This is a genomic window from Paeniclostridium hominis (assembly GCF_014306135.1).
In the GTDB taxonomy this organism is placed as follows: domain Bacteria; phylum Bacillota; class Clostridia; order Peptostreptococcales; family Peptostreptococcaceae; genus Paraclostridium; species Paraclostridium hominis.
On the sequence record NZ_JACRWD010000001.1, the window covers coordinates 835,247 to 847,856 of the forward strand.

The window sequence follows — 12,610 nt, forward strand, 5'->3', positions numbered from 1 at the left end:
GGGAATAGATTGAAGTATAAATTAAAAAGAATAACTATGTCGTTTATAACTAATCCGATAATATTAATTGTATACTGGATTTTTTGTTATGAACTAACTACTTTGTGCATGTATGGAAGATATAATAATAATATTTATATTACAGTGGCATGTGCAGTATTTTTTATAACTATGATTGTTTTTTATATAATAAGAGCGAGGAAAAATAAAGAATATAAATCTAAATTAGTAAGTTCAAAAACATGGAAATGTATTTCGATTATAATCATTATTATAATAACTTCATTTTATGGATTAAAAATCTATAAAAGTGCAACTAACTATGGTGGGAAACTTGCATGGGTTATAAAAAGATTACAAAGTGAAAGAGATATTAAATTCGAAAAAAATAATATCTATAAATATGGAGTAAAAGGTATTTTTGAAGATATAAGTAAAAGATATGAATTACCTAAAAAATTATACATATCAGATGATTTAAGTGTTAAATTTAAAAAAGATGGTACAATTACGTATTTTGAAACCTTTATTTATGGTAAAGATAAGGATGGAAAAGAAGTAAATTATTTAATATCTTATGATAAAAATAAATCAAAAGATATTAAACTTATATTAAACGGTGTTGTAAATGCTACTTATAGCAATGATAAATTGCTTGATCCTTTATTTGAAACAGTTGAGTATATTTCTATAAAAAATACAGTTAACAAATGGAATGCAAGTGAGTTTGGATTAATTTATAAAGGAAAAAGAAACTGGGAAAGTAATAGAGAAGGGATAGTTTTAATTAATAAAAATGGAAATGAAGTACCTATAGAGTTAGCTGGAGATAAACTAGTTGGATATACAGTTTCAATATATGTCCCAGGAAAAGAAAATGAAATAACTCCTGTTAGATATAATTTATTAATTGATTCATATTGGTTTAAGTTCCAAAATACTAAAAAAGAAGATGAGTTAAAAGAGAATAAAAAAGAGTTTGATATTGCAACTGGAAATTCAAATAGTAATGATGAATTTTATTTGTATGATGGAGTTAGATATAAGTTAAATGTAGAAGATAAGGCAACGGGTAGCTTTTTCTATTCATTGCAACAAACTACTGATGGAGGTAGTAACTGGTTTGTTTTAAATGATAATCCATTTAATGGACCTACTGGAGAGGCTTCTGGAATATACTTTATTGATGAAAATATAGGGTTTATAGGAGCATCTAGAAATGGTGGCTCAGAAGGTGAGTTATATCGTACGGAAGATGGAGGAAAATCTTTTAATAAGATAGAGTTTGAAAATAAATCAGTTAAGTTAGATAATGGAGATTCTATTAGTCCTTTTGATTTTCCTAAGGTTCCTTATGAAAAAGATGGAGTTTTATATGTAAATGTAGAGCAAGGAGCTGATGGAGACTACAATGGAAATAGTAGTTTACTTTATAAATCTAAAGATAAGGGCAAAACTTGGGAATATGTAAAAGAGGTTAAAAGTAGCAATTAAAAGTACTTTATTATAAATAGAAAATATAATAAATTGTCGATTTTTAATTATTTTTGATGAAATTATTCGATAGAAAAAATAAATACAAAAGTCAAAAAAGTATTTATTATATATAAAAAAATTAAATATAATCAACCTATATTGTAGGGGGAGTGAAAAACCGTATCACAAGTAATTGATACGGTTTTTACTATATAACTAGAATTAATATTATATATTTAGAATGCTAACATTTGTATAGATTATATCTATACAAATGTTAGCATTCTAAATATTTACTTATGAAAAAAGTTGACAATCTAACTATCTCTTTATAGTATTTATATTGTAAGAACCAACATAATTATGTTTTAAGTAACAAAATAAAAATTTTGTATACAAAATCTTTTAAATCTGAAACAAATCTTTAATTTTCAATTTTTACAAGTAAGATAAATAAAAATATACAATTTAAAAAGTATTAATTTGTTGTTTAAACAATTAATATAAAAAATATTTGTATTAAAATTTACTTTTAATTGTGAAATATTTATCTTATTTTTTATAATTAAAAGTAAAAAAATATCAATCTGAAGACTTAATTAATATTTACAAACGAAACAAGTTGCCATTACTTAAGTACAGAATTGATATCAAATGTTGACTAAATAAAAACTTAACAAGGGAGATGGATTTAAATGATTAAAAAAAATATAGCAATTTTAACAGTAGCAGGATTAACTCTTAGTTTTTTAGCACCTTCAGTAAGTTATGCAGATAGTCAAACAAAAGAAGATTTACCACAAGCATATAATGTGAAATCAGACAAAGATTTAAAAGATGTTTTAAAAAATGTATCAGATGAATATAGCATAAAAAATAACTCTGATCAGTATCAATTAGTAGATACACAAAAAGATGAATTAGGCTTTACTCACTATACTTTAAAGCCTAAAGCTAATGGATATTTTGCCGACGCAGCAGAAGTTAAAATACATACTGATAAGTCAGGTAAAGTTGTTTTTGTAAATGGGGATTTAGATCAAGGTAAATTGGAAGTCAAAAACCAAACTAAAATAGATAAAGATAAAGCTATTGAATTAGCTTTTAAAGCAATAGGAAAATCACGTGATGAAGTTAAAAATTTATCAGGAAAAGATGTTGTGCAAGAAGCTAAAATTGCTGTTGATGAACAAAGCAATAGAGCAATTTACAGTTTAGATATAGCATATACTGTACCAGAACCAGCTCATTGGAATATTAAAGTAGATGCAGAAAATGGAAATATAGTTGAAAAACAAAATATCATAGAAAATGCAACTCAAACAACAGGAACTGGAGTAGGAGCAAATGGACAAGTTAGATCACCTTTAAACATAACAGAAGATGGAGGTAAGTACTATTTAATAGATACTACTCATAAAGGTAAAATAGCTACTGCAGCATTTGAAGGCTTTAATAATGATGGCATAGTAGGAAGTATTATCTCTAATATAAAAAATCATTTTGATGGTGAAAAAGACAAAGCAGCTGTAGATGCTCACTACTTTGCAGATAAAGTTTATAAATATTATAAAGATGTTCATAATAGAGAAAGTTATGATGATAAAGGGTCAGATATATACTCTTATGTACATGTACCAGACCCACAGACAGGTGAAAGTTGGAGTAATGCTGCTTGGATTGGAACAGAGATGATTTATGGAGATGGTAACCAAGCTGATGAAAATTATTTCTCAGCAGCAGATGATGTTGTTGCTCATGAAATTACACATGGAGTTACATCAGCAACAGCTAACTTAGTTTATAAGTATCAACCAGGAGCTTTAAATGAGTCTTTTTCAGATGTATTTGGATATTTTGTAGATAGTGATGACTGGACAATGGGTGAAGATTTATACAAAACACCTAATACAGCTATAAGAGATTTAAAAGACCCTAAAAAATATAATCAACCAGAACATATGAGTGAATATAGAAATTATGGTATGGATTTTGATAATGGAGGAGTTCATATAAATAGTGGTATTCCTAATAAAGCAGCATATAATACTATAACTAAATTAGGAAAAGAAAAAGCTGAAAAAATTTATTACAGAGCTCTTACTAAATATTTAACAAGACAATCAAATTTCTCAGATGCTAGCCATGCTTTAATTCAATCAGCAAAAGACCTTTATGGAGATAAAGAAGCTAATGATGTTCAAGCTGCATGGAATGAAGTTGGAGTAAACTAATTAAAAAGTTTAAATATAAGTATTAGAAAGTTTAACCACAATAATTAAAATTATATGATTATTGTGGTTAAATTTTTTTTGTAACAAATGTTTAATATTATATCTTCTCATGTTTAATAAATTTAGATAATTATTTAAAATATATTCAAATTATAATAAAAATTACCCTAAAAGAGAGTAGAAAGGTATTTTTTTCTACATATAGAAATAAAATATTATATATATATTATTATTGACTTAAAGATATAACAATAACTTATTTGATTAAGAAAGGAGGATACACATGAAAGAAAATAAAAGCAAAGTAAAAATGATAATAGAATATACAAATGGACTTAAAAAGTATTTTGTTATAGCAGTAATAACCACTATATTAGGAATAATATTTAACTACCTTACTCCACAAGTAATAAGAATTACAGTGGATTCTATAATTGGAAATACACCATTTAATTTACCTAGTTACATGTTAAATACAATAGATAATTTAGGCGGAAGAGAATTTTTAAGACAAAATTTATATATACCTGCAACGATAGGAGTAGTATTTTCAGTTTTATCTGGAATATGTAACTACTTTTACAAGGTATATATGGCAAAAGCATCAGATGGTACTATAAAAAACTTAAGAGATAAATTATACAATCATATAAGTAGACTTCCATTTAGCTGGCATATGAAAAATCCAACAGGAGATATAATCCAAAGATGTACATCTGATATGGAAGTAGTAAAAAGCTTTCTAGGAATCCAATTACTAGAATTTATAAGAATAATTTTTCTAATAACAATTTCTCTTACATTAATGTTTTCTATGAATGTAAAACTGTCCTTAATAGCAGTAGTTTTTATATTAATAGTAATAGCTTATTCTGTAATATTTTATAGCCTTATACAAAAAAAGTTTAAGGTTGCAGATGAAGCAGAAGGTGAGCTATCAACACTTGTACAAGAAAACTTTACAGGAGTAAGAGTTGTAAGAGCTTTTGGTAGACAGTCTTATGAAATTGAAAGATTTGATGAAAAAAATATAGGATTTTCAAGACTATGGATTAAGCTTGGTCACGTACTAAGTTTTTATTGGGGTATAGGCGATTTATTTTCAGGACTTCAAGTTATGTCTATAGTTGTATTTGGATGCTTTGAAACAGTTTCAGGAGCATTAACATTAGGAGAACTTTTAGCATTTATATTCTATAACTCTATGCTAGTTTGGCCAGTAAGGTCTCTTGGAAGAATTATTTCAGAAATGGGTAAAGCAGGAGTATCTATAAATCGTATTAAAGAAATTTTAGATGCAGAGGAAGAAAAAGATAATGAAGATGCTATTACTCCAGATATAAATGGTGATATAGAATTTAAAAATGTAAAATTTGATTACTACGGTACTAAACCTGTACTTAAAGATGTTTCATTTAAAATAAAAAAAGGAAGTACCTTTGGTATTTTAGGAGGTACTGGTTCTGGAAAATCTACAATAGTACATTTATTAAACAGATTATACAATTTAGATGAAAATTGTGGGGAAATATTAATAAATGGAGTAAATATAAAAAATATAAAGCTTGATTATTTAAGACATAACATAGGAGTAGTGCTACAAGAGCCTTTCTTATTTTCAAAAACTATAAAACAAAATATAAATATAGCATCTAAAATAGATGAAATTGAAAACTTTGAATCTATAAAACACGTTTCTCAAGTTTCACATGTTCATGAGAATATACTAGGTTTTAGTAAAGGCTATGACACTATAGTAGGAGAAAGAGGAGTAACTTTATCTGGTGGACAAAAGCAAAGAGTAGCCATAGCTAGAACATTAATAAAAAATAGTCCAGTAATAGTATTTGACGACTCACTATCTGCAGTAGATACAGAAACAGATGCAAAAATTAGACATGAACTAAAAAAACATGTAAAAGACAGTACGGTAATAATAATATCTCATCGTATAACTACGCTTATTAGTTGTGATAATATTATAGTTTTAGATGATGGAAAAGTAATAGAAAGTGGCAATCACGAATCTCTAATAAAAACAAATGGATTATACAAAAAAGTTTACGATATGCAATCAAGTGTAGAAAATGAAGTAATAGACACCTTAAATGAAGATACAGGAGGTGAAAAATAATGAGTTTTGATGAAGAAGAATATAAAAGAAGTTTTTCTATAAATATATGGAAAAAGCTAAATCCGTTTTTAAAACAATACAAATTACATTTTATATGTGCTATATTAGCAAACTTATTTGTTGCATTTGTAGACGTAATGTTTCCAATATTTCAAAAGTATGCAATAGATAATTTTATAACTCCTATGAGTACAAAAGGAATAAATAATTTTGTAATTGTATATATACTAGCCATAGTTTTACAAGTAATATTTGTAATAATATTTACAAGGCTTTCAATGTATTTAGAAATGAACATAGGTAAGGATTTAAAAAGAGCTACCTTTATGCATTTGCAAAAACTTTCATTTTCATATTATAACACTACACCAGTAGGATATATAATAGCTAGAGTAATGAGTGATACTAATAAAATCGGGTCTATGGTAGCATGGGGACTTGTGGATTTGTTTTGGTCTATTACTTATGTATTAGGAGTATTTATAGCAATGTTTATGCTAAATGCAAAACTAGCTATGTATGTAATAGCAATAGTACCATTTATAGCAATACTTACAGTTTACTTTCAAAATAAAATACTAAATGTAAATAGAGATGTAAGAAAAATAAACTCAAAAATAACGGGAGCATTTAACGAAGGAATAACAGGCTCTATTACTTCTAAAACACTTGTAATAGAAGATAAAAACCTAGAGGATTTTTCTAAAATAACAGATAAAATGTATAAAACAAGTATAAGAGCTACAAAATTAAATGCTATATATATGCCAATTATACTATTTTTTAGTTCACTAGCTGTGGCATTTGTTCTTGATAGAGGTGGTAACTTAGTTATAAACGATTTAATGGAAATAGGTACATTATCAGCATTTATATCTTATGCAATAAGTATATTTGAACCAATTCAACAATTAGCTAAAAACATATCAGAATTTATAGCTACTCAAGCAAATATAGAAAGAGTTTTTGGATTGTTGGAAAAAACTCCGGATATAGTTGATAGTGAAGAAGTAATTAAAAAGTATGGAGATTCATTTAATCCTAAAAAAGAAAATTGGGAAGAAATTAAAGGTGATATAGAATTTAAAGATGTATATTTTAAATATCCTGATGGAGATGAATATATCTATGAAAACTTTAATCTTAAAATACCAGCAGGAACTACGCTAGCATTAGTTGGTGAAACTGGTTCAGGTAAAAGTACTTTGGTAAACTTAGCTTGTAGATTTTTTGAACCTACTAAAGGAAAAGTATTAATAGATGGAAAAGATTATAGAGAAAGATCTCAGTTATGGTTACACAATAATATTGGTTATGTTCTTCAAAATCCACATTTATTTTCAGGAACTATAAAAGAAAATATACGTTATGGAAAGCTTGATGCAACTGATGAAGAAGTAGAAAATGCAGCTAAAATAGTATCAGCTCATAAGATAATTATGAATATGGAAAAAGGTTATGATTCTCAGGTAGGAGAAGGTGGTTCTAATTTATCAACAGGAGAAAAGCAACTTATATCTTTTGCTAGAGCAGTTCTTGCAAATCCTAGAATATTTGTACTTGATGAAGCCACTTCATCTATAGATACTGAAACAGAACAAATTATTCAAAATGCTATTTCTCACTTACTTAAGGATAGAACATCTTTTTTAGTTGCTCATAGATTATCTACTATAAGAAAAGCAGATATTATATTGGTTGTTAGAGATGGTAAGATAGTAGAAAAGGGAAGTCATAAAGAACTATTAAAACAAAAGAAATATTATTATTCATTATATGTTAAGCAGTTTGAAGAAGAAGTCGGGGAAAATATATTTAAAGGACTATGATTAAAAATCATAGTCCTTTTTAATATTTTTATTTTTTATTTTTAGGAGGGTTTCCACCGTTTACCATAAGGAAATTACAAGTTGCATATTTTATAGTTTTAAACTCTTTACTATCTTTATATTTATCAACATGTTCTGAAGCTATAGCAACTTTGTCTACTTCTCCAGTTTCATATAAGTTTACAGCTGCATTAATATCTTTTACTATTTTAAAATTAACTTTATCTAAATTAACAGTTTTATTATCCCAGTAATTTTCATTTTTCTTTAAGCCATATTGATCTTCCATTTTCCAACTATCCATAACGAAAGGTCCATTAAAAGCTAATTTATCTTTATCAGTTCCGTAATTGTCTCCATAAGTTTCAACCATGTTTTTATTTACAGGGAAGAATACAGGAAATGCCATAAGTTGATCAAAATAATTTACTGGTCTATTTAATTTTATTTCTAAAGTATAATCATCTATTGCTTTTACACCTACAGTACTTGAATCTGAATTTTTACCTAAGTTAAAATCTTCAGCTCCTTGTATATCATACATAACATAAGCATACTCACAAGCAGTTTCAGGAGTTAAATTTCTTATAAATGAATATTCAAAGTCTTTAGCAGTTAAAGGATCACCATTAGACCACTTAGCATCTTTTCTTATTTTAAAAGTCCAAGTTTTTGAATCACTTGATTTTTCCCAACTTTCAGCCATACCTGGAATTAATTCATTTTTACTGTCAACTCTTACCAATCCCTCCATAACGTTGTTTATAGCTTCAAAAGATGTAGAATCTGAAGCTTTAGCAGTATCCATAGAAGATATATCAGAACTAGAAGTAGTATTTACTTCTTTTTTACCATTACTTAACTTAGCCCATTTATATGAAGTTTGTGGACCAAATGAATAATTAACCACATCTTTTAAATATTCTTTTTCTAAATAAGCTCCACCTTTTTGGTATAAAGGAGTAATAAAAGCACTATCTAATAATATTTTTTCAGCCTTTGAATAACTTTCCCAGCTTTCATCTATTGTAGTAGATCCTTTTGCTTTTGTTATTAAATCTTTATATTCTGTATCTTTATATCCTACATTTATAGCATATCTTCCAACTTCAGGATAATATATTTCTAAGAAAGTAAGTGGGTCTGGGTAATCAGCTCCCCAACCTGCAATTGATAATTGGAAATCTCCATTAGAACCTTTTTCAGTTTTTAATTTAGTAGGTAGTTGCTGAATTTTTACAGTAACTCCTTCTAAAGCATCTTGAAGCTCTGCTTGAATAAATTCAGCTATTTTTCCACTTTGTTCTGTATCACTAGTTAAAAATTCAAATTCTACAGAATCAAAACCAATTTCTTTTTTTACTTTTTCCCAAACTTTTTTAGCTTCTTCATCATTATGAGAATAACCCATTTCTCCTGCTACATTTCTGTAATCTTCACCCTTTTCATTAAAAGCTAGATTATCAGGAACAAATTTATCAACAGGTTTTGACCCATCATTAAGTATTATATTTGTCATTTGTTCTTTGTCTATAGCTAAAGCTATAGCTTTTCTGGCATCTTCATTTTCAAGGACTTTAAAAGGATCTGCTTTTTTAGAAGATTTAGTTTCTTCATTTGTAGAACTGCAACCCGTTAAAACTAAACTACATATAAACATAGTACTTAGAAATATTGACGCTTTTTTCTTTAATAACATAAAAACCCCCCAATAATATTAAAATTTACAATCATATAAAGAATTCTTGTAAAATTAAAAAATTCCCTTTAGAAGATAAATAATTTCGTTTTACAAATTAGTATATAAATAGGCTTTATTATAGCTACTATGACATTTAAACAAAAAAAGAGCTAGTAATTTTACTAACTCTTTTTTTGTAATTATATTAATTTACATTTTAATTGCAGTTTTGTGATATATAAATTAACAAAATCTTTATTTTTAGTTGTATATCTTAATACCATATTAATATGAAAATTCTTATACTAATAATTATAAAAAAGTTGATAAGGAGGGTTGTATATGTTAGCTATTAATTGTGAATCTGATTATTACAAAGAAGAAATGAATAAAGCAATCTATTATTTAAAAATATATGATTATATATCAGCTAAAAAACATATACAAAATATTATTATAAAAGATTTCTCTAAGCCAGAAGGGCATAACCTTTTAGGAATTATGTATGAGTTACAAGATAATCTAAATTTAGCAAGAAGACATTATAGAGCATCATATGCATTAGATCCAACATTTAAAGCTGCTAGTAAAAATTTAGAAAGAATAAGTAGTTTCTTTTACAATTCAGAAGATATTGACTATGGAGATAAAATTAACTTAAATGATAAAATAAATTATAATTTAGTTTATGATAAAAATAATATAGGGAGATTAGTTAAAGTATGATATATTAAAAACATTTAAAATAAGTAGAGTGCATATTTATTTTAAATGTTTTTTTATGCAAAAATACAAATATTGTATTTTAATATAATTACTTTTATAATTTAGTATAATAAATTACTAAAAGGGGGGATAAAATGAGTTGTGAGAAAATAAAGGATGATATATTTTCTATAAATTACAGTAAAAATAAATATACAAAAAAAGAAATTTTAAAAAATATATTTAAGATAGTTTGTATAATGTGTATAGCTACTATAGTAGCTTTATTTTTTAAGAAAATAGATTTAAATGAATCCAATATAATTTTAATCTTTTTATTAGGAGTATTATTTTCTTCTATTAAATCAGAAGGATACTTATATGGAATATTAGCTTCAATAATAGGAGTATTATCATTTAATTTCTTTTTTACAGAACCTTATTATACATTTTTAGCTTATAGGGCTGATTATCCTATAACATTTATTATTATGCTTATATCATCTATAATAACAAGTACACTAACTTCAAAGATAAAAAAAGAAGTTATGTTATCTAATATGAGAGAACAAAGGATAATTATTTTATATAAAAATATAAAGAATTTATTAAAATCACGAAATAAAAATGAAATAGTAGATATATGTAATATAAGTTTGATGAATATATTAAACAAATCAATAGCTACTTCAATATCAGATTTGGATGGTAACTTGAATAATCAAGTAGTAAATATTTATAAAGATGAAGATGATAATAAATTATTTAAATCTACATTAGAGATAGAGGCATTTAAAAAAGCCTTTGATTTGGGTAGGGAAACTGGTATAAATACTGACATTTACCAAGATACAAAAGTTTTTAATTATCCTATAAAAGGTCAAAATTCTATTTTAGGGGTAATAGGAGTAGCTTGTTCTGATGGTATAGCATTAGATGAAAATGAAAAAATTTTATTAGAATCAATAGCTACTCAAGTTGCTCTTGCAATTGAAAGAGAAAATTTGTTTGAAAAAACAAGAATAGCAAATTTAAATGCTGAAACTGAAAGATTAAGAAGTAATTTACTAAGATCAATTTCTCATGATTTAAGAACTCCTATTACAGGTATAATAGGATCTTCTTCTGTAATCTTAGAAAATTATAAAGATATTGATGAAGAAATTAAAAAAGAACTTATAAATAATATTTATGACGATGCAAGTTGGCTTTCTAGATCTATTGAAAATGTAATAAGTATAACTAGGGTAGATGAAGATAGATTAGAAATTAAGAAAAGCTTAGAAGTAGTAGAAGAAATAGTGGGAGAAGCTATACATAGAGTAAAGAGGTTTTCAAATAAACGAAAAATAATTGTAGAACTTCCAGATGAAGTTATTATCGTAAATGTAGATGGATTATTAATAGAGCAAGTAATTATGAACTTAATTGATAATTCAATAAGACATACACCAGAAAACTTAGAAATAAAAGTAAAGGTTAGTAAAGTAGAAAATTATATACAATTTGAAGTAGAGGATCAAGGAAGTGGATTAAAAGAAGAAGATTTACCTCATATATTTGATAGATTTTATACAAAGAGTAAGGGAAAATCTTTGGAAAAACGAGGTATAGGTCTTGGACTAGCTATATGTAAATCAATTGTTGAAGCACATAAGGGAGATATAAAAGCATTTAATAATAAAATGGGAGGAGCAACATTTAGATTTAAAATCCCATATACAAAGGAGTAGAATATGAGTTTAAAGCCGTTAATATTAATAATAGAAGATGAAAAACCAATTAGCAAGTTTATAAAAGTATCACTTGAGACACAGGGATATGAATGTATAGAAACAGATAATGGAATTAATGCAGTATCTATAGTTTATTCTATGAATCCAGATGTAATAATTTTGGATTTAGGATTACCAGATATTGATGGAATAGAAGTAATAAAGAGGGTTAGAGAAGTAAGTTGTGCAAAAATAATTGTAGTATCTGCAAGAGAACATGAAAGGGAGAAGGTATATGCTCTAGATAGTGGAGCTGACGATTATTTAACAAAACCATTTAGTGTACCAGAATTATTAGCTAGAATAAGAGTTTCTTTAAGAAATAAAAATAATTTATCTATAAATACAAAAGAAAAAGATAATGTTTTTGAAGTAAGAGGCTTAAAAGTAGACTTTGAAAAGTATGAGGTAAGTGTTGATAAAAATAATATTCATTTAACTCCTATAGAATATAAAATTATGGAGTTGTTATGTCAAAATGCTGGAAAAGTTTTAACTCATAAATTTATAATAAGTAAAATTTGGGGTAATTATTTAGAAACTGAGACACAATCATCACTTAGAGTGTTTATGGCAAGTATAAGGCGTAAAATAGAGAAAGACCCTGCTCAGCCAGAATATATAAAAACAGAAATAGGTGTAGGATATAAACTTATAGCTGAATAATATATTAATGAAATCTTTATGCATTTATAATTATCTTAACACAATCTTTATACCCTATTTAATATAATTAACATAAAAATAAGAAATAAATATTTATGTTAAGGAGTAAG

General features: G+C 26.2%; 8 protein-coding genes. 7 read left to right on the forward strand and 1 reads right to left on the reverse strand.

The window, feature by feature from the left end:
• The first annotated feature begins 9 nt into the window (after nt 1-9).
• From H8891_RS03990 to H8891_RS04005, 4 genes are all read left to right on the forward strand, one after another.
• Nucleotides 10-1,494 (forward strand): WD40/YVTN/BNR-like repeat-containing protein, encoded by a 1,485-nt coding sequence (locus H8891_RS03990; protein WP_243207758.1) that lies wholly within the window; start codon nt 10-12, stop codon nt 1,492-1,494.
• Between the two features lie 677 nt (nt 1,495-2,171).
• A complete protein-coding gene (locus H8891_RS03995) occupies nt 2,172-3,710 on the forward strand; it encodes a M4 family metallopeptidase (protein ID WP_187005283.1) in 1,539 nt (512 codons plus the stop codon).
• 283 nt (nt 3,711-3,993) lie between these two features.
• On the forward strand, nt 3,994-5,844 hold the full coding sequence (locus tag H8891_RS04000; protein WP_187005284.1) for an ABC transporter ATP-binding protein: 1,851 nt from the start codon (nt 3,994-3,996) through the stop codon (nt 5,842-5,844).
• Nucleotides 5,844-7,673: an ABC transporter ATP-binding protein gene (locus H8891_RS04005; protein WP_207723550.1), complete on the forward strand. Its 1,830-nt coding sequence runs from the start codon at nt 5,844-5,846 to the stop codon at nt 7,671-7,673. The genes H8891_RS04000 and H8891_RS04005 overlap by 1 nt, the downstream gene beginning before the upstream one ends.
• Before the next feature lie 28 nt (nt 7,674-7,701).
• On the opposite strand, the gene H8891_RS04010 is transcribed toward H8891_RS04005, so the two are convergent.
• Nucleotides 7,702-9,372: an ABC transporter substrate-binding protein gene (locus tag H8891_RS04010; protein WP_187005285.1), complete on the reverse strand. Its 1,671-nt coding sequence runs from the start codon at nt 9,370-9,372 to the stop codon at nt 7,702-7,704.
• Nucleotides 9,373-9,696: 324 nt separating this feature from the next.
• Here H8891_RS04010 and H8891_RS04015 point away from each other — a divergent pair, with 324 nt between their 5' ends.
• From H8891_RS04015 to H8891_RS04025, 3 genes are all read left to right on the forward strand, one after another.
• Complete coding sequence (locus tag H8891_RS04015; protein ID WP_187005286.1) at nt 9,697-10,080, forward strand: hypothetical protein; 384 nt, start codon at nt 9,697-9,699, stop codon at nt 10,078-10,080.
• A 134-nt stretch (nt 10,081-10,214) separates the two neighbouring features.
• Nucleotides 10,215-11,792 (forward strand): DUF4118 domain-containing protein, encoded by a 1,578-nt coding sequence (locus H8891_RS04020; protein ID WP_187005287.1) that lies wholly within the window; start codon nt 10,215-10,217, stop codon nt 11,790-11,792.
• Nucleotides 11,793-11,795: 3 nt separating this feature from the next.
• Nucleotides 11,796-12,500 carry a response regulator gene (locus H8891_RS04025; RefSeq protein WP_187005288.1) on the forward strand — a complete coding sequence of 235 codons (705 nt, stop codon included), beginning with the start codon at nt 11,796-11,798 and terminating at the stop codon, nt 12,498-12,500.
• The last annotated feature ends 110 nt before the right edge of the window (nt 12,501-12,610 follow it).

What these genes read in the sequence shown, in the direction of transcription:
- H8891_RS03995 (WP_187005283.1), top strand. Translation starts at nt 2,172, where the DNA reads ATGATTAAAAAAAATATAGCAATTTTAACAGTAGCAGGATTAACTCTT.
- H8891_RS04000 (WP_187005284.1), top strand. Translation starts at nt 3,994, where the DNA reads ATGAAAGAAAATAAAAGCAAAGTAAAAATGATAATAGAATATACAAAT.
- H8891_RS04005 (WP_207723550.1), top strand. Translation starts at nt 5,844, where the DNA reads ATGAGTTTTGATGAAGAAGAATATAAAAGAAGTTTTTCTATAAATATA.
- H8891_RS04010 (WP_187005285.1), bottom strand. Translation starts at nt 9,372, where the DNA reads ATGTTATTAAAGAAAAAAGCGTCAATATTTCTAAGTACTATGTTTATA.
- H8891_RS04015 (WP_187005286.1), top strand. Translation starts at nt 9,697, where the DNA reads ATGTTAGCTATTAATTGTGAATCTGATTATTACAAAGAAGAAATGAAT.
- H8891_RS04020 (WP_187005287.1), top strand. Translation starts at nt 10,215, where the DNA reads ATGAGTTGTGAGAAAATAAAGGATGATATATTTTCTATAAATTACAGT.
- H8891_RS04025 (WP_187005288.1), top strand. Translation starts at nt 11,796, where the DNA reads ATGAGTTTAAAGCCGTTAATATTAATAATAGAAGATGAAAAACCAATT.